Source organism: Gillisia xinjiangensis (assembly GCF_046298265.1).
GTDB classification, from domain to species: Bacteria; Bacteroidota; Bacteroidia; order Flavobacteriales; family Flavobacteriaceae; genus Gillisia; species Gillisia xinjiangensis.
The window spans coordinates 1-26029 of the sequence record NZ_JBKAHK010000004.1 but is presented as its reverse complement, the minus strand read 5'-3'; the positions used below and the strand labels follow the sequence as shown (position 1 = coordinate 26029).

At 39.1% G+C, this 26029-nt stretch carries 19 protein-coding genes and 1 pseudogene; 3 read left to right on the top strand and 17 right to left on the bottom strand.

Going from position 1 to position 26029, the window contains the following annotated elements:
* Positions 1-49: 49 nt before the first annotated feature.
* The 3 genes from ACKGJN_RS07665 to ACKGJN_RS07655 form a co-directional block, all read right to left on the bottom strand.
* Complete coding sequence (locus tag ACKGJN_RS07665; RefSeq protein ID WP_409538879.1) at positions 50-364, bottom strand: rhodanese-like domain-containing protein; 315 nt, start codon at positions 362-364, stop codon at positions 50-52.
* Between the two features lie 45 nt (positions 365-409).
* Positions 410-613, bottom strand: coding sequence for a DUF6132 family protein (locus tag ACKGJN_RS07660; protein ID WP_409538878.1), 204 nt, complete (start codon positions 611-613; stop codon positions 410-412).
* Positions 614-849: 236 nt separating this feature from the next.
* Entirely contained in the window at positions 850-1239 is a 390-nt protein-coding gene (locus tag ACKGJN_RS07655; RefSeq protein ID WP_409538877.1) for a DUF302 domain-containing protein, read from the bottom strand.
* Positions 1240-1598: 359 nt separating this feature from the next.
* Between ACKGJN_RS07655 and lpxD the strand changes: the two genes are divergently transcribed.
* Complete coding sequence (gene lpxD, locus ACKGJN_RS07650; protein ID WP_409538876.1) at positions 1599-2591, top strand: UDP-3-O-(3-hydroxymyristoyl)glucosamine N-acyltransferase; 993 nt, start codon at positions 1599-1601, stop codon at positions 2589-2591.
* A 502-nt stretch (positions 2592-3093) separates the two neighbouring features.
* Here lpxD and ACKGJN_RS07645 read toward each other — a convergent pair.
* The 14 genes from ACKGJN_RS07645 to ACKGJN_RS07580 form a co-directional block, all read right to left on the bottom strand.
* Entirely contained in the window at positions 3094-3672 is a 579-nt protein-coding gene (locus ACKGJN_RS07645) for an HD domain-containing protein (protein WP_409538875.1), read from the bottom strand.
* Positions 3672-4559, bottom strand: coding sequence for a YitT family protein (locus ACKGJN_RS07640; protein WP_409538874.1), 888 nt, complete (start codon positions 4557-4559; stop codon positions 3672-3674). Before ACKGJN_RS07640 ends, ACKGJN_RS07645 begins: the two co-directional genes overlap by 1 nt.
* A gap of 10 nt (positions 4560-4569) precedes the next feature.
* The gene (locus ACKGJN_RS07635; protein ID WP_409538873.1) at positions 4570-5469 is read right to left on the bottom strand and encodes a YitT family protein; all 900 of its coding nucleotides are present in this window, start codon (positions 5467-5469) and stop codon (positions 4570-4572) included.
* A 62-nt stretch (positions 5470-5531) separates the two neighbouring features.
* The gene (locus tag ACKGJN_RS07630) at positions 5532-6572 is read right to left on the bottom strand and encodes an adenylate/guanylate cyclase domain-containing protein (protein ID WP_409538872.1); all 1041 of its coding nucleotides are present in this window, start codon (positions 6570-6572) and stop codon (positions 5532-5534) included.
* A 16-nt stretch (positions 6573-6588) separates the two neighbouring features.
* The gene (locus ACKGJN_RS07625; RefSeq protein WP_409538871.1) at positions 6589-6963 is read right to left on the bottom strand and encodes a response regulator; all 375 of its coding nucleotides are present in this window, start codon (positions 6961-6963) and stop codon (positions 6589-6591) included.
* 2 nt (positions 6964-6965) lie between these two features.
* Positions 6966-9395 (bottom strand): GAF domain-containing protein, encoded by a 2430-nt coding sequence (locus ACKGJN_RS07620; RefSeq protein ID WP_409538870.1) that lies wholly within the window; start codon positions 9393-9395, stop codon positions 6966-6968.
* Between the two features lie 430 nt (positions 9396-9825).
* Entirely contained in the window at positions 9826-10395 is a 570-nt protein-coding gene (locus ACKGJN_RS07615) for a sensor histidine kinase (RefSeq protein ID WP_409538869.1), read from the bottom strand.
* A gap of 34 nt (positions 10396-10429) precedes the next feature.
* Positions 10430-11569: a catalase family protein gene (locus ACKGJN_RS07610; protein ID WP_409538868.1), complete on the bottom strand. Its 1140-nt coding sequence runs from the start codon at positions 11567-11569 to the stop codon at positions 10430-10432.
* 3 nt (positions 11570-11572) lie between these two features.
* On the bottom strand, positions 11573-13762 hold the full coding sequence (locus tag ACKGJN_RS07605; protein WP_409538867.1) for a lipoxygenase family protein: 2190 nt from the start codon (positions 13760-13762) through the stop codon (positions 11573-11575).
* A gap of 24 nt (positions 13763-13786) precedes the next feature.
* Entirely contained in the window at positions 13787-18892 is a 5106-nt protein-coding gene (locus tag ACKGJN_RS07600) for an adenylate/guanylate cyclase domain-containing protein (protein WP_409538866.1), read from the bottom strand.
* 608 nt (positions 18893-19500) lie between these two features.
* Entirely contained in the window at positions 19501-19674 is a 174-nt protein-coding gene (locus tag ACKGJN_RS07595; RefSeq protein WP_409538865.1) for a hypothetical protein, read from the bottom strand.
* Between the two features lie 476 nt (positions 19675-20150).
* A complete protein-coding gene (locus tag ACKGJN_RS07590) occupies positions 20151-20360 on the bottom strand; it encodes an ATP-binding protein (protein WP_409538864.1) in 210 nt (69 codons plus the stop codon).
* An 814-nt stretch (positions 20361-21174) separates the two neighbouring features.
* Entirely contained in the window at positions 21175-22038 is an 864-nt protein-coding gene (locus ACKGJN_RS07585; RefSeq protein ID WP_409538863.1) for a site-specific integrase, read from the bottom strand.
* 96 nt (positions 22039-22134) lie between these two features.
* On the bottom strand, positions 22135-22377 hold the full coding sequence (locus ACKGJN_RS07580) for an Arm DNA-binding domain-containing protein (protein WP_409538862.1): 243 nt from the start codon (positions 22375-22377) through the stop codon (positions 22135-22137).
* A 611-nt stretch (positions 22378-22988) separates the two neighbouring features.
* Between ACKGJN_RS07580 and ACKGJN_RS07575 the strand changes: the two genes are divergently transcribed.
* Both ACKGJN_RS07575 and ACKGJN_RS07570 read left to right on the top strand, forming a co-directional pair.
* The gene (locus ACKGJN_RS07575) at positions 22989-23534 is read left to right on the top strand and encodes a DUF6252 family protein (RefSeq protein ID WP_409538861.1); all 546 of its coding nucleotides are present in this window, start codon (positions 22989-22991) and stop codon (positions 23532-23534) included.
* A gap of 37 nt (positions 23535-23571) precedes the next feature.
* Positions 23572-26029, top strand: a pseudogene (locus tag ACKGJN_RS07570) (hypothetical protein); the annotation flags it as partial.

The window sequence follows — 26029 nt, the reverse complement described above, 5'->3', positions numbered from 1 at the left end:
ATCACTCTTAAATAAGCGCTAATTAATTAGTTTTCAATATGTTAAATATTTAAAGTTTATTGTTAAGACTTTTCCACCCACCTCCATTATAAACCTGATCATAACCTTTGGATTTCAAAACCCTTTTCGCCATTCCGCTCCGATTTCCGGTAGCACAGCAGGTTATAATTGGAGTATTCTTATTTTTGAGTTTATTTAAATTCTGGAGCAGTGTGTTTACAGGGATATTGATGGAATTTTTAATATGTCCATCTGCAAATTCATTTTTGGTACGAACATCCAGGATAATCGCACCGTTTCGTTTGAGTTCTGCGTAATCGGTTTTAGGACCAAATCCTAATAATTCTTTTAAAGTGTTTAACATTAATTAAGTTTTTTGAAATTGACAAATTAGACTCTTGTATACATATTATACGGATTTAGAGGTTTTTGTATTGAATAAATTCAGCAGCAATCCGCCCATTAAAGCACCATATGCCGTGCTGTTTAAGGGTTTTGAAGTAATGCTGCAAGTTCCGCTTACACAGCCTATAAAATGATAATAAAGATAGCCTGCAATTGCACCAAGGAAGATTCCAAGGATAGTTAGCCTGTGTTTATTGAGAAAAGTCATTCTTATATTTTTGATTTGCAAATTTATTATCTGAATATCTCCCGTACAGCAACTATTGTTACACACTAAAAAATTAATTCCACCAATGGATTGATAGATAAGAATATTTGGGACAAGGTATTATAAAACCGAACCCAGAATGAAAATCAGAGAAATTCTCATTCCGGGTTATTGGTTTTTAATGGATATTTCTTATGAATGATCCATAATTTTAAACAGATAAACTTATCTCCTATTTATTTAAAATTTTCAATGACTTTTTTGAGCTTGTTTCTCACATCTTTCGCCACTTCACCAAGGTTATTATTTTCTACAGCCATCATGGAAGCAACCGGATCTACCGCACTCACTTCTACTTTTCCGTTTTCAAGCTCCTGGACGATCACGTTGCAGGGAAGCATCGTTCCTATCCGGGGTTCATGTTGGATGGCCTGATAAGCCATGTTGGGATTGCAGGCACCAAGAATTCTATATTTTCTGAAATCCACATCCAGTTTCTTTTTAAAAGTTTCTTTTACATCGATTTCAGTAAGAATTCCGAAACCTTCTTTTTTCAATTCTTCTGTAATTTTATCAATTGCTTCATCAAAATTATAATCTACTGTTTTGGAAAAATAATAACTCATGTTCGTTTTCTTTTGGATTAATAATTAAAGTTCATAAAAGTTAATCAATAAAATTTTCTAACCTGCAACAATTGTTACATAGCTGAAAAGTTTAATATTAATTTAAGATTTATGTTTTCAAAAAGAAATATTTCTAAAGTATTATATTATTGATAATAATGAAATAGGGAAGAATTCATACATTGAGGAAATTATATTCCGAAGGTATTTCAGTGTTTAGTCTGCTTAAACTTAAATAATAATGAATAAACTGCGTTAAATAGCGAGATTGTAATTTCAAAACCGTATTCTTAGTCAGGATTTTAAATAACCACAGTTGGTTAAAGCGGAACAGCTCGATATAATACAGAATTATAAAAATGAAAACATATACAATAACAGAGATCAATGAGCTTTTGGAAGGTGAAATAACCGGGAATTGTGCTCATCAAATTACCGCTCCTGAACAGTTGGAGAAAGCGGAAAATCATCATATTACTTTTATTGGAAGTCCGAAATACATTAAGCTTTGGGAAAAATCCAAAGCCTGTGCCGCTATTGTACCTGAAAACCTAAATTTTGAGCCCGGAGAAGGTCGTGCTTTTATCAGGGTAAAAAATGTGGACCTGTCTATGGCTAAAATATTGGAAATGTATACTCCTGATCCTCCCGTTTTTGAAATAGACATCCATCCCACGGCGGTGGTTCATAAATCTGTTATAATGGGATCCGGGTGTAAAATTGGGGCAGGTTGTTATGTGGGAAAGGACGTCATGCTGGGGGATGGTGTGGTTTTGTATCCCAATGTTACTGTTTTCGATGAAACCCATATAGGAAATCATACCGTTATTTGGTCTGGCACCGTGATTCGCGAACGCAGTGAGATTGGACACTATTGTATTTTTCACTTGAATGTTAGCATTGGTGCAGATGGGTTTGGCTTTCGTCCCAGCGAGGATGGTAGGGGATTGGTTAAAATTCCACAGATAGGAAATGTTGTAATTGGCAACGGCGTTGAAATAGGGGCGAACTCTACGGTAGACCGTGGAAAGTTTAGCTCCACCATTATAGGCGATGGCTGTAAAATAGATAACCTTGTTCAAATCGCTCATAATTGTGTGCTGGGGCGTTCCTGTATTATGGCCGGTAGTAGTGGTTTGGCAGGATCGGTTACTTTGGGCGATGGCGTGATTATAGGTGGCAGCGCCTCTATTAAAGACCATGTCACGATCCATAGCGGTGCGAAAGTAGGAGGAGGATCCGGGGTGATGAATGATGTGGCTGCCGGACAAACAGTCCTGGGATATCCCGCAACCGATTCCCGGGAAATGTTAAAGCAGTGGATTGCTATCCGGAATCTGGTGAAAGACTAAATGTTTTTTTAAGGTAAAAAAGGTAACCTAATAGGTCATATTTAGGATAATATTAAACACAAAAAAATGATCACCAGTTTCTATTAAAGCGCTGAAAATCATTAATTTAGGTATTTTTCGATGTCATTTGACACCTAAAAAGTCGGGGTGGCAGACTCTTAAAAAGCTCTGAAACCACCAGTATTTATACGGTTTTGCTCAGATCCAATTTCCTGAACTCACGATTAACTCACAATAGAAATAGAACGTTTTGGTGCAGTTTGATACTCTGTACTATATAAAGATACAAAATATTAGCTTACCGAGTTTTCATATAAACCGTTACAAAGTTTGGGGTAGGATAAAAAAAAAGCTTACCACAAGACTCAGCCCCGTGAATGCTGGCTTGAGCGCAATAAGCCATTTAATCTAAATCTATTTCTACCGGACACTAAGGATTTTAAAATAATCTTTGGCTTGGGGGAAATTGAAATTTGGGATTAACACAATTTTTGTTTTTAACTCACCCAGCTAATAAAAGTGCGTTTAAATTATTTCTTTTAACCGGTTCCAGGACTTCCTTGCCATATTTTGTATGGTAGTTGTGAGATGAAAGAAAATTGACCTGTATCTTTAACCATTTTTCTTCATTAATGGAAGGATCAAAATGCTTTAATTCTAAATAAAGTTTTTTGCTAAACTTTTTATAATCAGTAGTTCCAAGGTAAAACAAATCAGAATCTGCAACTATTTTTTCATGGATATTCCTGGGTTTTTGCGGAATTTTGGTTGCTGTGATCATCCCACATATATTTTCAAGTTCATCTGCATTTAATAATCCCTGAAGGTCCCGAAAAGCGATCTGACATCCAAGATTTTCGTGTTCTTTATGGTCAATTAAAAAACCGGTATCATGATATAGCGCTGCAATCGTTATGAGTTTTAGTTCTTTTCCTGTAATATTTTCATAGCCGGCCAGCAATATTGCTTTTTCGACCACATATTTTGTGTGGTGCGCATTATGATAGGCAAGTTCCTCCGGTAATTCATGCTCCAGTTTTCCAATGATCTTCTTATAAATATCCTGAAATATAATTTCCATCAATGCTGCTTGGTATTATGTTTACCTAATCCTCCTTTAACCTCCTTGATCCTTTGTACATAAAAGAAGGCGTTGGGGTCTAATTCTTTTATTACTTCTTTAATGCGGTGTATCTCTATTCTGGTAACAATGGTCATCACAATATCACAATCCTGTTTTATTTCAAAACTGGATGGAAGATAACCTCTTTCTCCTTTATAAACGGTAATTGCTTTCCCAAAATCATTGACAATTACAGATTTTACAGTTTCAAATTCCTTTGAAATTATCGTCAATGCGGTAAATTCCTCAAACCCGTCAACTACATAATCTGAGGTTTTCATCGCTGTAAAATAAACCAATATGGAATACATTGCGGTTTCAAGGCCAAATTCAAATGCCGCCCCTATGAAAAGTAAAGTATTAAAAGTCATTATAATTTCACCGGTAGAGAAACCAATTCTCTTATTGGTATAATGTGCAATGATCTCTAACCCGTCTATTACCCCGCCACCACGTATTACGAGACCTATGCCTAAACCAATGAAAAATCCGCCAAAAACGGCTATGAGTACTTTATCACTAGTGATCTGCGGAAAGGAGATAAAGGTCATCAGCACCGCAAGCAGGATGACAGCTAAAAATGCATTTACGCTAAAGGTTTTTCCAATCTTTTTATATCCAATTAAAATAAAAGGAAGATTGAATAGAATAAGGCACACGCTGAAGGGGATATGAAAAACCTCCTCAACCAAAATGGAGATCCCTGTAATACCGCCATCCAGAAAATGATTAGGTATCATAAATCCCTGTAAGGCGACCAGGGCAGAAAAAACACCTAAAATGGTATACATCATTGAAGAGAGAGAAAAAATTGATTTCCAGTCAATACGATCAGTATTACTCATAAATTTTAATTTAATTGGTTGAAACGTCTTCTTTATTGTGCTCCTTAAAAACCCCACCATTAACTTCCTTTATGCTATTAACAAAGATAAAAGCCTCGGGATCTATCTTAATTATTGAATTTTTTATACGGTGTATTTCCAGCCTCGTTACCACTGTCACAATGATGTCACAATGGACTTTATAATCATAAAACCCCGGTAGGTAGCCCCGCTCCCCTTTAAAGACCGTGATTCCTTTTCCATAGTCATTCACGATCACATTCCGGATGGCAGCTGCATTCCCGGAAATGATATTTAGGGCGGTATATTCTTCAAACCCGTCTACAACGTAATTGGTGGTTTTCATAGCGGTGTAATATACAAGAATAGAATACATTCCTGTTTCTATACCAAACCGGTAAGCGGCTCCTAAAATGATAAGGATGTTTAGCGTTAAAATAATTTCTGCGGAAGTGAAGGCCGATTTTTTCTCGGTGTGCAGGGCAACAACCTCAAGACCATCTATCACCCCCCCACCTCTTATTACAAAACCTATTCCCAGTCCTATGAAAAAACCTCCAAATAGTGCTATAAGTACCTTATCTTCAGTAAAAACATTGATATCTATAAAAAACATTCCGGCAGAAAGTAGGACTATAGCAATGCTGGCCTGCATACCAAAGGTGTAACCAATTTTCTTAAAACCTATAATTACAAAAGGTAGATTAAAGATCAATAACAACAGGCTTATATGAAGCTTACTTATTCCCAATAAAAGAATGGAAATACCGGTAACACCGCCATCTAGAAAATTGTTTGGTACCAGGAATCCCTGAAGGCCCACCACCGCAAAAAGAACCCCAATCCCGGTAGAGAAAATGGAGCGTAGTGAAAAAATAGAATGCCAGTTTATTCTGTTGGGGTTTGCCATTAAAAAGTCTTATTGCTTTTAGATTGCATTAAAAGCATACTTATATTCATTCAGGTTGATTCTTAACTCAGGATCTCATAAACTGTGAGAGGGTGTTCTTTATTTTTCATTTTAATTTCTGCCACACGGTTGCAGAAAAAGGATTCTTTCACTTTTTCATAATTGACCTCGCTAATAAGGATTTGCCCTTTTTTGGCAGCTTCCTGTAATCTTGCTGCTACATTTACAGCATCACCAATAACCGTATAATCCAGTCTTCTTAATGTGGCCGAACCTATATTTCCCCATACCATCTCGCCGCTGTTTATGCCAATGGAAACTTCTGGTTTATAAATATTATTACTTATTGTAATGTCTGCATTATAAATGGCTTTTCTAATAGACAGGCAGGCATCCATCGCCCGGTCAAGATGAAATTCACCTTTAAAAGACGCCATAACAGCATCACCAAGGAATTTATCAACGGTGCCTTCCTCTTTGATAATCTCATTGACCATTATATCAAAATAGGCGTTGAGCATGGCCACAACCTTATTTGCAGGTTCATTTTCACTTATAGCCGTGAAGCCGCATATATCTATAAAGGCAACTGTTCCCTCAACTGTTTCATTATCAAAAAGGGAAGTTTCCATTTTCTTTCCCCCCATAAAGTTGAGTACTGTTTCATCAACATACATTCTCAGGATGTTGTTTTCCTTGACTGCCTGCAAGGTTTTTTTGATTCCGGCAATATGGCTTATCGTTTTTTCAATGGTAATTTCAAGATCTTTAAAGTCTATTGGTTTGGTGGTGAAATCAAAAGCTCCGCGATTCATAGCTGTACGAATGTTTTCCATATCCCCATAGGCCGAAACTATCACTGACTTTAACAGGGAATTTTGTTCTGCCAGTTTTGTGAGAAGGGTGAGACCATCCATTTCAGGCATATTTATATCGCTTAGAACCATATCTACATCTGGGTGTTCCAATAACTGTTCTAAAGCATGCCTCCCGTTTTCGGCAAAGATGAATTCATATTCATTTTGACGAATCTTTTGTCTGAAGCGCTGCTTTATTAGTACTTTCAAATCTTCTTCGTCATCGACCACCAGAATTTTTGTCATTGTAAATTATTTTTGTTTAATTCATTAACTGGTTGATCTCCTTTTTAAGCGAGTCAAAATCTATGGGTTTAGTAAAAAATTCTTGTGCCCCGGATTCCTTTGCTTTATTATAATTTTCGGCATCTCCATAGGCAGATATCATGCTAACTTTTATTTCAGGAAAGCGTGTTTTTACTAATTTGAGTAATTCAAGCCCTGTCATTCCTGGCATGTTAATATCAGAAAAAACATACATTACAACGGGCGGATTATCGCGCTCAAGTAGTTCTAGTGCCTCTTGCCCTGAAAATGCAAACAGGAGTTCCAGACTATTATTTTTTACTTCTTTTCTGAATTTTTGACGGAATAACATTTCTACATCCTTCTCATCATCCACTATAAGTATTTTCATCTTTAATTTTTAATTATGGTTGGTATTACAATATTGAAACTGGTGTAATTGTCTTTTTCTGAAATTATATCCAAAAATCCTTTATGTGCTTTAATGATGTCGTTGGTGATGCTTAATCCCAGTCCTGTACCCTCAGTACCTTTTTTTGTGGTAAAGAAAGGCTGCAGGATCTTATCCTTAAATTCATCGGGTATACCACCTCCATTATCTTTAATCTGTATTTCAACATATTCTTTCTTCAGAAAAGTTTTCACAGTAAGTTTAGGATTGTATTCAATATTCCCTGAATGAGCATTGAACTTCTCCCTCATGGCATCAAATGCATTATTACATAAGTTAAGGATCACCCTGCTGAAGTCTTCACTAATTAGAGGAATCATTCCCACGCTATCGTCGAGCTGCAAATCCATAGTAACATTAATAGCCTTTTTACCTGCCCTCATGCCGTGAAAGGAAAGATTTACATATTCTCTAATGAGATCATTAAGGTCTGTAGGTTCAACTTTTCCACTACCACCACGGCTGTGCTGTAACATAGATTTTACAATACCATCTGCTCTTTTTCCATGCTGATGGATCTTTTTTGAATTGGATCTCAAATCTCCAAGAATTTCCGATATTTCTTTTATCGTGTTGTTCTCTTCCAATTTTTGAAGTTCCTCATAGATCTCCTCAATAAGTTCCACATTCAAATCTGAAAAATTATTTACGAAGTTTAGCGGATTTTTAATTTCATGGGCAATACCTGCAGTAAGTTGTCCAAGGGAAGCAAGTTTTTCCTGTTGCACCAGTTGCTCCTGAGCTGCTTTAAGATCTGTCATTGCTGCCTGGAGTTTTTGGTAAGCCTCCGCATTTTGCATGGCCACCCCAACATTGGCAGCAATGGTGGTAAGCAATCTAAGATCACTATCTGTAAACCTGTTTTGGACAGCTGTACTTTGAACACTTATCACTCCCATGGCCTCATTTCCTGCTATAATGGGCACTCCAAGATATGATTCCACCCATTTTCCACTTCTTTCGGCATCAATCCTGTCATAGGTCTTTTCAAGATCCTGATTAACAAGCAGGGGTTCCCGGTTAATGATGATCTTTTCAGTAATACCATTTCCGAAAGGCCTAGATTTTGCCTCATCTCCGTACATATAAGGAAAGCCAAGGATATTACTTTTGCGGTCATAATGTGCGAGATAAACAATGTCTGCATTAAACGTTTGTTGCATAAGGTCTCCAATCAATTTAATAAGTGCCCTTATTTCCAGCTGGGAAACCAGGGCATGGCTTATGCTGTTAACCGTTTGCATCTCGGTAGCCCTCTGTTCAGTCTCAGCCAGTAAACGCATAGTTTCATTGAAGAGCCTGGCGTTTTCCAGGGCAACGCTCATACTGTTGGTAAGGGTATTAAGCAACCTCACATCAGAATCGCTAAAGGCATTTTCACGGTCCAGGTTTTGAAGTGTCACATAACCCCTTACAGTGTCACCTACTAACATAGGTACGAATAGGGCCGACTTTGCAATCCTTGTTCCTTCAACGGGTTTATGAACTTCCCCGTTAATTCTTGAGATTTCTTCCTCTGCCTTTTCATTAAGAAGCATGATCTGGCGATCCTTAATTATTTTTTCACGAACCTTATCGTAAGGTCGATCCCCGGCCTTAATGCGTTTCCCGTCTTCAAATATATAGTGGAATATTTCTGTTTTATGGTTATGATCAAATGTTATAATACCGGTTACCTGTGCATCGAACAAATCCCGGATGCGATCCCCAACAAGGTCATAGATCCCCTGCATATCCATTTCGGCTACTAACCCCTGCTGAACGCTGTTTATTACTGCGAGTTCTGCATTGCGCTGCTCTGTTTCTGTAAAAAGCCGGGCGTTTTCAAGAGCCACACTCATACTGTTGGCAAGAGTACTCAGCAGTTGAACATCTGAATCGCTAAATGCATTTTCCCGGTCAACATTTTGAAGGCTAAGGTAGCCCCGTACAGTCTTCCCGACCGCCATGGGAACATATAGAGCCGATTTGGTCATTAAAGTTCCCGGAATCACCGTGGGGGCTTCCCCGGTGAGTTGGGTCCACAATTCATCGGCATTTTCATTTATTAGGATTAATTCACCCTTATCAATTAAACGTTGACGTAATTTATCAATGGGCCTTGGACCAATTTGATGAGTTTTCCCTTCTTCAAATACATAATGGAAAATTTCCAGTTTTTTTTCATAATCAAATGTACATACCAGAGCACCCTGAGCATCAAAAAGGTTTCTTATCCGATCACCTACCAGGTCATAGATCTCCTCCATTCCTCTTCCATCTACAATAGCCTCCTGCAGGCTGTTTATAAGGGAAAGTTCAGCCTCCCGTTGTTTTAACTGGCGGCTTACATCATCGAATTTGGTTTTTTTAATGGATGCTGTGTTCTTCATTTTTCAATCGTATAAATAGGATAAAAAATGCGCTTATTTTCAACTTCGTAATCCTTTAATAAAAAGATTATGATTTTTTAAATATAATATAAAAAAACTTGAAAGCCAACAAGGTTTTTGTGGCCATTCTCTTTCATAATCTCAGGTTTTACTTATTATCATTACTACTCGACCAATTTTTCTGCCGTTGCTCTTAAAAGATTTTCCTGCTTTTTAAGAGGCAGGTCATTTTCTTTCCTTTTTAAACGGTGTGCTTTACAAATATCAAATCTGGCAGGAGCTATTATTTGCCCACGCCGTTGAACATGAAACCGGAATGTGCCAGCCAGATATTATTTTAAGTTTTTGGCAGGTGAACGCTAAAAAATGGTTCCATTACTCTCGTTCGCCACTTTCAAATCACCTCCATGTGCCTTCACAATATCATAGCTCAAACTGAGTCCCTAATCCTGTTCCCTGCCCAGTAGGTTTGGTAGTGAAAAATGGTTGAATTATTTTTATCTTTAATTGCATCAGGGATGCCGGGTCCATTGTCAGAAACATTTATTTGTATGCCATTATCCAGTTTTTTTGTTGCCACAATAACTTTTGGTTTTTCAACGCCGTTAACCGCCTGAAAGGCATTATTGATCAAATTCAGTAACACCCTTCCAATGTCTTGAGAAACCACATTCACTTTTGGTAAATCAGGATCAAAATCAGTTTTAAAGTCTGCATTGAATGTGCTGTCTTTTGCCCTTAAGCCGTGATACGAAAGGCGAAGATATTCATCGGCCAAAGCATTGATATCAGTCGGGACTTTTTCACCAGAACTTGACCGGCTGTGTGCGAGCATGCCTTTTACGATGGCATCGGCTCGCTTGCCGTGATGGGTGATTTTTTGAAGGTTTTGTTTGATGTCCTCAGCTATGGCGAAACCTTCTTTCGTATCTCCCTTTTTAAACTCATCCTTCATTTCATCAACAAGCTCAATGCTATATAGGCATGGACATGCCGGCAACCTTGCACTTTAAACCTTGAACAATGAAGCCCCTTTAACTCCTCACCAACTTCGAAACTTTCTCTCCCTGGATCTTTGCCCAGTCACCCGAATTACGGTCTTCATTGTTGGGAATTGGCTTGGGATAGCCAAATATTTTATAAGACATCAACCGGGCTACTTTCGCTTTTTCTGAATGGCTGCGCATATAGTTCAGGCTGTTGTAGTCATAAATACTTTTGGCCGGAATGATGCCGAGGGTTTTCGGCATATTATTCAGTGAAAAGCTGGTTTTTGTGCTTTCTTTCCAATCCAGGATCTCACTAATTTCTATCTCTGCCAGATCATGCCATGGGTGGGCTATCTCATCCCAAGGCACCATATTATTGAAGATCTCGGGGTCATCATCATCCTGGGCGATCCTGGTCTGGATCTGCATCATATACTTTGCATCTCCGCTTTTTACCTTCTCCTCGTATTCATATTTCAGGTAATTTCTACCTCTGGTCTCAAATGGCAAAATCCGCTGGTTGCCGGTATCTACGTTGCTCATGCCAAGTTCAATTCCCGTTTCGGGTTCATTACCCAGCGGCCGCATCCTGTATTTGGCATAGCGTTTTACCTGGTCTTTACCCATAAATTTAAAGGGGGTTTTACAGTAATACCTTAAATTTTGAAAGGAGGATGGATTCCTGCGAAGCGCCAATTGCGCACCTTTTAATCCTTCAGGGTATTTTTTATAGTATTCTATATATTCCACTCCATGCTTTTCCTTCCGCAGTTTAGCAAACTGGAAAAAACTATAAGCCGACCAGAACAGGCTGGTCTCGCCAGTGTTCATTTCAATATCAAAAGGGCTTTTAAAATGCTGATCACTAAACTTGACAGACATGCTTCTTATACAGTTCATGGCATCATCCAGGAAAGTAGCAGATGCGTGCCTTATACGTGCAGAGTAAACCCGCCCGGGCTCGAAGAATTCATGCGCCGGGAATTTTGGATTGGGAACTATGCTGAGTTTTCCCATCCCGGCAATGCCGTTATCATGTGACATCCTTTTCCGGTAAAAAAGGCTTAGGGTGAGTACAATGATCCAGCTAAAAAACTGACAAAATAGCCAGAGATAGAGCTTGTTCCAGGCATTCTTTAAAATGTTTCCTGAACTTCGTGTTATAATTTTTTCGTTTGCTCCCATGGCTTAAATATTTGTTCGTGATTCAATATTGTCAATCTCAACATATAGCTCTTTGAAAGCCGACCTGCGTTTTTCCAGCAATTCACAAAATAAGTGGTCAATGTCATTTTCCTCATTTCGCGTAATAAATCCATACTCGGTCCTGGAGAGCAGATTGCTGAACCACATCATTTGTGTGGCCCTTGTAAGATCGGGTGAAATGGAATGATCACTTTCAGGCAGAAAAATTCCCTCTTCACTGTTGCCAAACCTAAGGCCAAGACTGCTGTATAATACTTCTCCAATATCCTCGTATTGGTGCTCATTCACCCAGGTATGCATAAAAGTTGCCTGCATAATGATGTATTTACAAGCCTGTTTCAGGTTTTCCCAATCCTCTTTGAGGGGTGCATCGGGATTTAGTGTTATTGGAGATATAGCCTTCGGAACACCGTCTACCGATCTGCGCGGAAGGTCAGGATCATACCTGAACCTTGCATGATAATATTCCACCCTCTTATTTTCAAAAGCCTGTTCTTCCGCAGAAAAGATCTTCCCGTTATTACGGAATTGAAATGCCGGGAGCGAGTGATTTACCAAGTCTTCACTAAAGAGAAATACTTCAGGCCATTCCTTCCTGATATCTTCCTCAAATTGCTCAAAAAAAGTATCTACATACTCTGTTACAACTTCCCAGAATAAATTTTCAGCCTGGGCATAGGTATGGCGGGAGTTGATGATCTCCATAGGCTCCCAGTTCTTCCAGTCCAGCACGCCCATCATATCTGCACACCTTTGCTCCATCCCGGCCGCAGTAACCGCCGAAGCTCTGGGAATATAACCGGGACCAATTAGTATTGTGTCGGCCGCAAAATTGATAAGGGCGACTTCCTTAAGATGTGGGAAAAGTAAAATGGTAAGCGGACTTCTTCTTAAATTCCTTCGGGCTGCAATGGCAAACTGTTCAGTATTTACGTGAGTTCCTGCAAAATGGTCATCCAGCTCTGTGCAAAGTGCCCCGGTAACTCTTGCTACTCTTTTGGCACACTCCCATCTTTCCCCATCTGCAGGGGTGAAGATATGGGTTGAGAATGGTGATTTTTCGTGATTATTGGTAGGACCCGTAGTAATGATCTGTTCCGGTATTGGCAGCTTATCCGGCGGAATGTAAAATTTGATCTCTACCGTGGGAAAAGCATATTCATCATTTACTTGATAATCACAGGCTCCAAAAAAACGTACCCAATATCTATTTTTTTCTTCAGGATCTGGTATAAAGGTGGCACAATTCATCCCATTCATCATACGTCTTCCAAACCAATAATCGCACCTGGTAGAATAGGGTAATTTTTCCTCCATGGCCACGGTAAGGTTTTTTGGATAATCGTTTTGGATATCTTTTAGGGAGAAATGCCCCTTGTCAAGCTTTATCTGCAGCAGGTGTTTGTCCTTAAGCAGTTGAATAGGAACAAATTGCTGCTGGATAGCCTCGTTACGCCCATCTGAATAATATTCGGGGGCGTCTTCTTCGTGATCTTTGATTACTACCCTGGGTAGTTTGGTGTCATCTCTGTATTCCCAGTAACACAGCTGAATATTCCCCAGATCATAACCCAGTCCGGTAAGATCCCCTTTTGGAATTTTAATCCTTTCAAAAAGATCCAATTTTATATCAGGATGTCCATTTTCTTTTTTGAAGTACACGTGCTGGATTTGATATATTTCAAGATGGAAAGTTTTGTATCTCCACCGCCTGGATACCAAATAATCAAACTTGAGTTTAAAAACTCCTTTTTCATCACTTTCGCCCTTTGTAAATAAGTGCCAGGCACCTAATCTTGTGCGACCCCACAATTCCACGGGCATGTGATGAAGCCCCCTGGCATAATCACTTCTTTTGGCAAAGGTGAGTTTGCCTGTAATATATGCATCCTTAGCAGTTCCAGTTATCTTCTCTATCCTTGGAAATAATGCATGGTATTTTTTTTTCAACCAAAGTATAAACCGCTGATACCAGGTTAGTAAATATTCAACGGCCCGCACCAAAAAGCTATTGATCATCCTGGAGTTACCCACTTCCAGGTGATTAATACTCTTGAAATTCGGGCTGAAAAAATTTCCGGAATTAGAGTAACCAATTTTGGTTTCGTTATACGATTCAAGATAAACTTTCTCAATGTCGTCTTCAGTTGTGGCTGGGGGATACAAACTCATGGGGTTTTATTATTAAATGAATATTTAACCTTCGATATTAACCCTGTCCTTCAGGGGCTCTACAAAATACATATCTATAAGGCCTTTATTTTTGGCTTCTATTTTCCCTCTGAATTCACAGTCAAAGGAGTCCTTGATGAGTAAATATGTTTTTCCGGAGATATTGATTTTGCCTGTTTCTCCTGAGGATTCCATCCTGGAGGCAGTGTTTACAGTATCTCCCCAGATGTCATAAGCAAATTTTTTGGAACCCACCACACCGGCGATTACAGGGCCCGTATCCAAACCAATCCTAATCTCAAAAACCGGTTTCCCACTCTCCCTGGCAGCCTCCTTTCGCGCTAGCATCCAGTCTCTTATTTCCATGGCCGCGTGAATTACATCTATTGAGTGAGTGGAATTGGGAACAGGAAGCCCACCCACACACATATAGGAATCTCCTATGGTTTTGATTTTTTCGACATTGTATTTTTCGACAATGTTGTCAAACTGGCTGAAACAAACATCCAATTCATCAACCAGATCCTGCGGGCTCATGGTCTCGCTGAACTGGGTAAATCCTTTGAAATCTGTAAACATCACAGTAACTTTATCAATGTATTGAGGGATGGTTTTTTTGGTTCTTTTAAGTTCTTCAGCAATTTCAGCAGGAAGGATGTTCAGTAATAATTCATCAGATTTCTTTTTTTCCTCCTCAAGCGCCACGGTTCTTTCTGCTACTTTGTGCTCAAGATTCTCATATAAGACCGCATTATTAATTGACACGGCAATTTGCCCTGAGAGCAGCGCCAGGAGGTCAACCCTTTCCTTTGTAAAGGCGGCGGTTGTTTTATTGTTTTCCAGATAAAGAACGCCTACCATTTTTCCTAAATGAATAATAGGAGAAGACAAAACAGATCTTACAGCAGAGGCCTGGAGGTAGTTGCACTGCGGGAATCTTCGCTCATTTTTAGCATCCTGGACCACTACGCTTTTTGCGGTTTGGGTAACGTAAGACACAATAGATTCAGACAAGAGCCCGGAACCTTTATAGTTGATATGTTGCATCACATTACAGGTCTTGCCATTATCTTCAGCCAAAGCTTCAATGTATAATTTCCCTTTGTCTTTCAGCAGAAGAATACCCCTGTCTGCGCCTGCATTTTCCATTACAGTCGCCATCAGTTTTTTGAACAGTTTATTCAAAACGATTTCCTGCGAAATAGAAGAGGAGGCTTTGAATATGGTTGCCAGGTCCAGTTTTAAACTACTGGTGCCGTCATCAAAAGTAGTAGCTGTCATGGAGATGCTGTTTAAACTCTCACCTGAAATAACCCCACTTATATATCTGGAATATTCCAATTCCATCGCCTTCAGTTTGGCCATTGCCCCCCAGGCTCTAAAGGCGTTGTAAGAAGATCTTAGAAAAAATTCAGCCAGCGCATCTGCAGATTGCTTCATGAAGAATCTTCCGGCCAGCTCCCGGGCTATTCCCTCCTCATGGATAAAATTCTGTTGGCTGGCTCCCTGAATTGCTTTATCGTAGTATAAAGCGGCTTTTTCAGTGTTTCCTCTTATACGAAAAAGTTCTGCCTTAATGATATCGTATTTATGCTGAAAATTTTCCGGAGCGTCTTTGCCCCAGGTTTTTAATTTTTTGAGATTTGATAGTATGCGCTTCCGGTATTTTCTCTGATCTTTTTTCTCTGTCTTTTCATAAAGGGCGAGCATGGTGAGTGCTTCGTAAAAATGATGGTTCGGGATTTCAAATTTGGCCATAACAGCTTCCAGAAGTTTTCGCGATTCTGCAGCATGCTTCAGTCCGTTTTCGTACTCACCAAATATGTAACAGAGTATAAGCTTGTTGAAATGAAGAAAAAACATCCCGGTCTTATCATTGCGCTCTTCATTCTGCACCACCATTTTTTCCTCATCATAGGCAGTACCTGTTAATATCACCGGATCTGCTGCCCGTCCTAACAGGTTAAGCATTCCCTGCCGGTATACTTCATTATAATTTAAGTTGGTCTCCTGGTTGAATAACCTGAAATTCTGGCTGTAAGCTTTTGTTTCCTCTTCAAGCCGCTCCAGGGGTTTACCACTAAGGTAACTGTGAATGCAGTATATATTGGTATTGATACAGGCAAACTCAATGGCGCCGGTTTCCATTCCAATGTGATAGGATTCCTGTAATGGCTTCAGGGTCTTATCTATATGTTCATTCCAGTTTACGATCAAACAATAAATAGGGGTATAAACCTGGGTTTTCCACTCTTTGGCTTTGTATTTTTCCAACAGGATCAGGCCCAGTTTCCCAAACTTATAGCCGGTTTTCATCGCACCAAGCACTCCGCACATAATTACCCCATACGTAGCAAAAGCAAAAGAAGACACCTGGGTATTGCCATATTTGAGAGAGAGGCTCACCAACCTGAATACGATTAACGGGAAAAGCGTAGGGGTGGCCCAGTAGCTGGATGAAGCAATCCCGGCCATGATCCTCATCGCAGCAATTTTCATTGGATCGCTCATGGGTGGCAGGTTGGCCAATGTTTCAGTATCCTTACCCCTCAGATCTATTTTTGATTTAATAAGGGCCACCATTACATGGGGCATTTTAGGTTTTGAAGGGAATTTTTCGCCCAGTTGCTCCAACACTTCCAGCCCTGTTTTTATAGCATCAAGTAATTTATTTTCAGCTTTATAAGCCAATATCCGGATTTCATATGATTTGACTTTTTCAAGAAGGCTTGTGGCATTATTCAGCACCTTAGTAATCATCACATCCATTTTCTGAAAATCCCCGTTGAGATAAGCTGTTTCTCCTGCCAGTGCATGGAGGCTTAGGGATAGATCGTATTGAACTTTCCAGTGATCTTCTTTGAGGAGATTGATGCCGGCGAGGAAGTAATCATAAGCCGTAACATACGCCGAAGATTCTTTAGCTTTAATACCCGCTCTGAGGTTTAGTTGGGAAAGCTCCTCTCTCTTTTCCGGATCCTTTATAAGCTTAACTGCCCTGTTCAGCTGATTGACCATGTCAAAAAGATAAACGGGTAATTTGTCTTCAGGCACATTATTTAAAAGCTGTTCTCCTATTTTTAAATGGGTCACATCCCTGTTTTCCTCTTCGATCTGGCTATATACAGCCTGCTGTATCCTGTCATGTCCAAATTTAAATCCCTGATCTCCTTTGGGTAAAATAAGCCCCTCCTGTAAGGCTTCTTTCAGATCCTTCAAAGTTTGTTCCTCTTCGGCCTCGTGGATAAGCATCAGGGTTTCCATATCAAATTGATTCCCAAAACATGCAGCTACTTTTAATACCTGCTGACTTGTTTCTGAAAGTTTCAGAAATCTCCCGGCCATTAATTCCACTACATTATCTGTAATGTTTTTCTCTTTTATTTGCTGAAGGTCGTAATCCCAAACTTTGGTGGTGCGGTCAAAATACAGCAACTTTTCTTCGTATAAGGATCGAAGGAATTGAGTCAAAAAGAAGGCATTTCCCTGCGTTTTCTGAAACACGAGTTCTGCAAGGCCTCTCACAACTTCAGGATCTCTTCCCAAAGCATCTGCGATAAGTTCGTTTAGATTTGCCAGTGAAAGGTTGTCGACTTTCAGATCATAAATATCTACCCCTTCTTTTTTAAGATCATTGACAAGGATAGCAAAGGGATGACTGGCATTTACTTCATTGTCCCGGTAGGCTCCAATAAACATGATATGGGTATTGTCAGGATCTGTGACCAAAGTGTGTAACAAGCTCAGCGAACTGGAATCGGCCCATTGCAGGTCATCGATAAAGATCACAACGGGGTAATCTTCTTTTGACACCACATTGGCGAATTTTTTAAAGATATAATTGAACCTGTTTTTGGCTTCATTTCCCCCTAGTTCTGGAACTTCAGGCTGTGGTCCTATGATAAGCTCCAGTGTCGGGAGCACCTCAGTAAGCACTTTTCCCTCTTCTCCCACAGCTTCAAGAATATCGTTTCTTATGATCTTCAGCCTGTCTTTACTTTCGCCCAAAAAGATATCTATTAATTCCTCGAAAGCCTTCAGGATCGCAAAATACGGCACGTCCCGCTGGTATTGATCATATTTCCCTTCAGCAAAATGTCCAGCTCTTTGGGTAATGGGTTTATGAATTTCATGAACAAGGGCAGATTTCCCGGTGCCGGAATACCCCGATACCAAAACCAACTCTATGCCTCCCTCGGCTACATCTTCAAATTTCCTAAGGAGAATGTCAAGTTCTTCATCCCTGCCATACAGTTTCTGCGGAAGGTTAAATTTTCCTGAAAAATCCTGGGTGCGCAAGGTAAATTCCTCTATCCGCTTATTTGCCTGAAACTGCTCCAGGCATTTCTCCAGATCATGCTGTAGCCCATACGCAGACTGATACCTGCTTTCAGAATTTTTGGAAAGAAGGATATCAATGATATCTGAGAGTGGAGTTGGACATTTAGAATTCCTGCTTTTTACGGGTTCCGGCATGCCGGCGATATGCCCGTGGATTATACCCAAAGGATCCAGGCCATCAAAAGGGGTGGTGCCGGTAAGCATTTCATACATAACTACCCCAAGGGAATAAAGATCTGTTCGGTAATCAATCACCCTGTTCATCCTGCCGGTTTGTTCAGGACTTATATACTCCAGTGTACCCTCTAATTGTGTTGGGTTTCCCAGGTGTTGCTGCTTAAGCGTGAGCCTGGATGCTAAACCCAGGTCAATGATCTTAATCCATCGGTCCTGAATATCTACGATGATATTGTTACCGGAAATGTCCTTATGAATAATATTCTGTTCATGTAATTCCGCCAGGGCCTCAGCCATGTGAATAGCTGTATGCAAAAAATCCAGGGTGTCATTTTGCTTACCATTAAAAACCTGTTTGACAGTTTTACCATTTACATACTCCAGATACATGGCATGCCGGCCGTTATGCTTCAATTTTTTTAAAGGCAGGCGTATACCTTTAATCTCCAGACCATCAATGATCTCAAATTCATTATAGAACTGGGATATTTCTTTTGGTGTAGGAAATTCATAGTTTAGGATTTTAAGAAGAACAGGGCGGCCGAATTCTGAATCCTCTAAAAGATAGATTTTCGACTTTTTACTTTCATGAATAAGTTGTTCAGCTACCATAAAAGTATTTTTTGCAAACAGATATGAAAGAAATGGTCGGGGTGGGTCTGAAACCCGAAGAGTTATTCAGGCACGCCTCAGCCGAGCATTTTGACAAAGAAAATTGACAAACTTCCTGCGATTTTCCCTCTATTGATTTTGCAATCATAATCATTAATCTTATTTAAAAAATAAGGTCAAAACAGATTTTGTAGGGAACACTCTAATGTAAGAAATAAAAGGATTGCTTTAACACTATTTTATGCTTTCTGTCTGATTTTGTGTAATTTACCTGTTTGGTTAATAGTTGATTTGTTAATTCGGGATTAGTTGTTACGTAAATTCGTTAATTCGTTGTTCCTGTTTCTGAACTTTCCCGGGATAGGCTTTCTCTCAAAAAATTAAACTACAGTTTAATTTTATGAAAGGAAATCAAATTGGGACGAACATACCTGAATTTTGTCCCAGATAACCGATTTCTTTTCCGGCATAAGGAAACCCTTCCATCTTGAGCGATAGAATGTTTGTAACCAGAAAACCACAGGGATGAGTGCCGAACAAACAGTAATTCCTGCTTATCAAATGGGGATAAGATCACTGAGTAAGGAACACCGAAAAGGACTTATATTTCATTCAAACAAAGCCACACAGCAACAAGCGCCTGAACGAAAATTTTGCACCCCGTTTTTTGCTCTTCCAAACTTTCCATAAGTAAAAAATCCTGCCATGGGGCTGCTCCACATTTCGGCCAACTCATCATTTTCCCTGGTTACCAGGGGGCCAAAATCAGGTGGAAAATTCATAGTTCAGATTTTTTTAACAGGACAGGACTCCCAAATTCTGACTCTTTTAAGAGACAGTTCTGTGACTTTTGGCTTTCATCAATAAGTTGCTCGGCTATCATTGAAAAACAATGACAGGTGAAAATGTGAAACCAGATAAAATTAAAGGTGGATATCCCGTCCTGAGAGAAACACAGGCTGTAGTGGGGCTTTTGTCCCACACAAATTTTAGAGCTTTACACGATTTTCCTTAACAGACTTTCCAATCATAAACGGTAATTTTATAAAAAAAAATTAGGTTATAAACAGATTTGTGTAGGGAAGAATCTAATGTAGGAAATAAAAGGATTGCTTTAATATTTTTTTAAGCTTAATATCTGATTTTATGTATTTTACGAGAGTATCGATGTGACGAATTTCAGAAAAGGATCATTGTATTAATGCCATACTTTTATACTTTAGCTTCTATTTTTCGGTAATATTATAATAGGGCATGTTCAAGTTCCCTCAGTAGAATTCACTTTCAACTCCACTCCATGCGCTTTCACAATATCATAGCTTAAACTAAGTTCCAATCCCGTTCCCTGCCCGTTAGGTTTGGTGGTAAAGATGGGCTGAAAGATTTTGTCTTTAATTGATTCCGGAATACCGGGACCATTATCAGAAATAGTTCTTCGTATGGCATTATCTAATTGTTTTGTGGTCACGATAACTTATGGAATTTCCACTTCACTAACTACCTGAAAAGCATTGTTGATTAAATTAAACAACATTCTTCCAATATCCTGAGGTACTACATTGACTTTTGGTAAGGTAGGTTCGAGTTCAGTTGAAAAATCTGCATTGAAGGATTTATCTTTAGCTCTTAACCCGTGGTAGCTAAGCCGCAGGTACTCATCGGCCAGGACATTCAGGTTAGTAGGTTCATTCTGCCCTTCACTTTATCATGCCGTCCTTTCTAATTTTTAGTTGAAAAATGAGAAGATAAGTTTCCATTGCCGCAAATGAAATAGATACGGGATACCGCAATATTCTAAGGGTCAATTTAAAAACCATCCAACTTTCTCCTCCCCTAATCGTGCAACCATATCCTTTTATTTTAGGAACAAAGGAGTATTAGATACGGCTTTTGGATCCTATGAAAAGTCTAAGCTGCTCTTCCTTGAATTTAATATTTTTAATTCCCTTATTATGATTAGAAAATGCAAAATAACCGGCCCAGCATCTTATTTGTGGTCACTTCTTCTGAGCTATACAGCTAACAAAAGAGTAATGTTGAAAATCAGGAAAATAGTAATAATTAAATATAAATACCATTAAGCCTCAACTGACGGTGTTTTTAAGACTATTGTACACAAATAATGTCATCTGTATTTAAAATTTTCTTTAAATTAGTCAAAAATAAACATTTCATATCATTCTAAAAGTTACCTAATCGGTTACCTGGATAAAAAGAAAGTTAAAAAAGTATTAAATTTCGATGTACTCGCGACCCAGTCCGTAAGCCCTGCACCATTACTTTCATTTTTTTAACTTCTCCCTCAAAGTAGCCATATCATCTGCTATTTTAGAATCAATAACCCTGGCATAGATCTGAGTCGTAGAAATTTTATGATGACCAAGTAGTTTGGATACAGTTTCAATTGGAACTCCATTGGCCAAAGTTACCGTGGTAGCAAAAGTATGCCTGGCAGTATGGAAGCTTAGCTTCTTTCTGATTTTTACTTTTTCAGCTATTTCCTTTAAATACTGGTTGGTTTTCTGGTTGGAGTAAACCGGCAACAGGTTGTCAGTTCCGTCAATCCTGGGATGATCCTTATAGCAATCCAGGATACGCTCTGCTTCTTCCAGTAAAGGAATACGGACGGCGGTATTGGTTTTGCTCCTTCGCATATAGATCCATTTCTTCCCGTCAACCCCAACCTGAAGATGATTTTTATTCAGGACTTTTACGTCGCCATAAGGCAGACCGGTATAGCAGGAGAAAACAAAAATATCCCTGTTAATGCTTAAAGTAGTTTTTTCAAATTCCTGATTTTTAATTTTTTCAAGTTCTGGTTTAGATAAATAAACCATATCCACCTGATCAAAGTGAAGCTTAAATCTTTGGGTTGGGTTCTTTTCAATCCAATTCAAATGTACTGCTAATCGAATCAGCTTTTTAAACCGCTCCATATGCTTCATTACCCCATTATTTTGAAGGCTGGGCATTAATCGAAGGTAACTCTCAAACCCTAAGGTAAACTCGTAATCAAGCTGCTTTAAATAAATATCTGAAGTATGATGCTTTGCTTTTAAATAATCCTTCAGGTAATTTTCTGTAGTAAAGTAATTTTTCATCGTCCCATACTTTAATGCACCAGATATTTGATGGTGATATTCCAAAAGCTGGGTTAAAGTATGATGCTGTTGGGCGGTCCCTAAGAACCGTGATTTGATACGATGAGCAGTGATAACCTGTTCCTGTTTCAGAAGACTGTCCTAGGCTTTGTAAAGTAAGATCCTCGTTTCATCAATCTTTTTATTGATGTGCTGGCTCTCCATCCTGGATCCCTGCATTTTTCCAGCGGATTGCTTCCACTTGTTTATGGGTAAAGTTCGTTTTAGGCTAATTTCCAGGGATTTTCCGTCAACGGTAATCCGGGCATAAAGCAGCGCAAGCTCCGGTTGTTTTTTCTTTTTGCGGGCGAAGAAAGAAATAGAAAAGGTTTGACTGGTACGCATGGTTTGATCGTATTAAATGAAACAATTATTAAGGGTACGAAGTCAAACTACCAATACGCGCTATGGAATAGCAGCGAATTAAAAATACGAAAAATAAGCTCACGAAAAGCTCACGTTAAATTTAACATTGTTTGTTAAATTTTAGGCACAAAATAAAAGGCTAACTATATGAAAACCATATAATTAGCCTTTATTTGTGTTAAAATAGTAACAGTTAAAGTCGGGGTGGCAGGGTTGATTTGCCGCTCCCTTAATACCAGTAAATTCAGTACTTTTCTTTATTTTCTTTCCTCCAGGTAACCGATTAGGTAACTTTTAGAATGATTTATTTCCTTGCTAAAGCTATAATTTTTTTTTGAATTTTATCTTTTTTGATTAGAAAACAATTTTTCATTTCCCATTCCTCTTTAACTAAAAAACTTTTATTTCAAAGACAAAACCGTAATTGAGGTATGGTTTAACATCACTGAAAATTGAAATTAAAAAAATAGATTTCAGTATTCTAATGGGATTAAAAAATGGGGGGAGGAATGTGAAGATTAGGTTCTTTTAATATAAATAATGATTTTTATTAAATTTTTTTTAATACTTTAACTTAAATTTATGTAAATATGAAAACTCCAATAAACCTTTTCTTAATATTATTATTAATAGGTCTAAATTCCTGCTCAAAACAAGACGAGTGTGATAATCCTGTGGATTGCCTGCCCCCTGCCACTCACATAGGTGCTAATACCGCCGGCTGCTTGGTAAATGGGGAAGTTTTAGTGCCTACAGGAGGAGGGTTCAATAGGCCGACGGTTTTATTGAGTCAATATGTTTTTCATAATGGGCGATATATATTTAGTATCAGTATTGTGGATTTGAAAAGCAAAATAGATAGGTCCATTCACCTTGAATCAAAAAAAAACAAATTAATTAATGGTGAAACCTATACGCTCAGCAAAAGTACTGAGGATAGTTCAAGTGCTTTCTATTTTTTAGAGGGGGGGTTTGTAGATGCCTTCGAAACCACTGATGAAATTATAGGAGAATTTAAAGTCACCCATCTGGATGAATACAAAAATATTATTAGCGGCACCTTTTGGTTTGATGCTATTAATAATGAAGGTGAAATCGTTCAAATTCGCGAAGGCCGCTTTGACGTACGCTATTAATAACACCTCCTTTAATATTCACATACTCCTAAATCTTATGAAAACAAAACTACTTTACATTCTCTTTCTGGCCTGTCTAAGCCTTTCGGCGCAGCAAAACACCAATACCAGCTTTGGTACACAAATGTCCTCCACTTTTGCGAACCTTGACAAGAGCCGTGTCCCTTACGGCCTGCTCAGCGATTTCTCTATGGAATTTACTTCACTCCAGGCTTTTCAGGGTACTTTAAACGACAGTTCTTATGTACACCCAGGCACCCTAAAACAACTTTACAAAACATTATTGTTCTCCAGAGTTACAACAAGTACGCAAGGCTTTGTGGCCTATAGCAATTTTGAAGGCAACTGGGAAAATTCCCGTAAAAAGAAAACCATCGTACTAAGCGGATTGTTTTATAGGTATTCCAAATTTCTCGATAATGCCTATCCCGATAAAATCACCATTTCCAACAATAAAATATACGATAAATATGTAAATGGGATATGGCAAAACCCTTACCTGCAGCAAAAGGCTTTTGCCATCTCCCCTTCCACCATCCATTATAAGAGCCTGGATATGCTGGTGAAATTCCCTGCCAGTTTATGGTATTCTAATGTGGGAAGCCAGGTACAGTCCATACAAATTAATTTTAATGATGGTGGCGGGTACCAAACTCTTAACCCGGGCCAGGAAAAATATATTCAATACAGTACTGCAGGGGTAAAAACCTGGGTTTATAAACTTAGCCTGAGCACCGGAGAGGTTTTATACAGTCATTCTAAAATTAATGTTGAGACAGGGATAAGCTCCAGGCTGTATGGTTCCAAAACTTCCCATACAGGGCATGGGCCTAGGGTAGACACCCTAAATATCACAGCAATCGAACCTTATTTGGGAAAATTTGGCAAATCTACAATACTGGTCAATTATGGCAATACAGTAGATCAGATTAGAAAACCTTTGATCATGGTCGAAGGCCTTGACATGGGTGCCGTTACAAATCCTGAAGAACCTTATGGGAATTCAGATTTAAGTAATTTTTCTACTAGTGCCTTTAATTCATCAAGTCAGGATTTGAGAGACCTCATTACCGGAAGTGCTAGTCTTATTGACAACGATCAGGAATATGATATCATCTATGTAAACTGGAGTAATGGGACCGATTATTTACAGCGAAATGCCTATGTCTTACAGGAAGTTATAAAGTGGGTAAATGGGGAAAAAGCCAAGGAGGGGAGCACAACGCCCAATGTGGTCCTCGGCCAAAGTATGGGCGGGGTTATTGCAAGGTACGCACTCAAAGACATGGAAAATAAGGGGCTCCCCCATGATACCCGCACTTATATAAGCCATGATGCTCCCCACCTGGGCGCCAATGTTCCTTTGGGTTACCAGTTCGCCGCGCGGCATGGCAGGAGCCAGTACGTACAATCCCCCTTCCAGCTTTTAGGAGGCGAGGTGATAGTGCCCCTTTTTAACGATGGGGTTGCAGTTTCAGATTATCTAAAATTATTGGACCAGCCTGCAGCAAAGCAACTGCTGGTGCAGCGGGTAGGCACAAATTACGCCAGTGATAACACCTCCCACCAGCAATGGCAAACTGAATTAAGGAATATGGGTTATCCCGAGCTAACCGAGCGCAATGTCGCGATAGCAAACGGGAACCAGTGTGCCATTACCCAGGGTTTTTTTCCCGGCAACAACCTTTTGTCTATTAATGGTTCTGCAAAAACCGGCTGGTTAACAGATGTGCTTACTAACTTTACGGGTTACGGTGCCTATGTAAATACCGCAATATTCCTGGCTGCCACCGTCTTTACCATTGAACCTGGTTTTTTGTTCGGTTTACTGCCGGGCAATAGCAAGTTAACCGCTGATATAAATATTAAAGCCCTACCGGCCTATGGACAAACCACTCAAATCTATTCTGGAAAGTTGACATTTACCAAAAAACTTTTGTGGTTAATTAATATCAATGTAAATCTTACAGACCGCAGTTTTGATTCCTTTCCCAATACCCTACCTTATGATTATTTCCCTGGGGGAGTAGAACATACGGGAATTGCAAGTTCCACAGCAAATCAATCAAATGCATTTTACGGTATGAAAACCACCATAACCAGTGATCCTGATTTTTCGTTTATACCTACTGCCAGTGCATTGGATATTGGCAAAGGCTTTACCGCTTTGACTACCGCAGATTATTTGAAGATCTATGAGCCGGGTAGTCCACCGCCTTCTCCAAAAGATACCCCGTTTGATAATTTTATTGCATCTTACCAGGCAACCCCTTTTAATATAAAGGAACTACAGGCTGGAAACACAACTGTCTCCATCACAAATTTTAATCAGGGGCATTTGGATTTTTATTCTGTAAATGGAAACTGGCTTGCAAATGAAATTAAAAATACAGTTTCAAATAATGTGGTTGATTGTACTTTTTTATGTGGAGCTGTTGAAATCTCCGGAAGCGCAAGTTTATGTTCTCCCGGCCAATACAGTATTCAAACCGGTG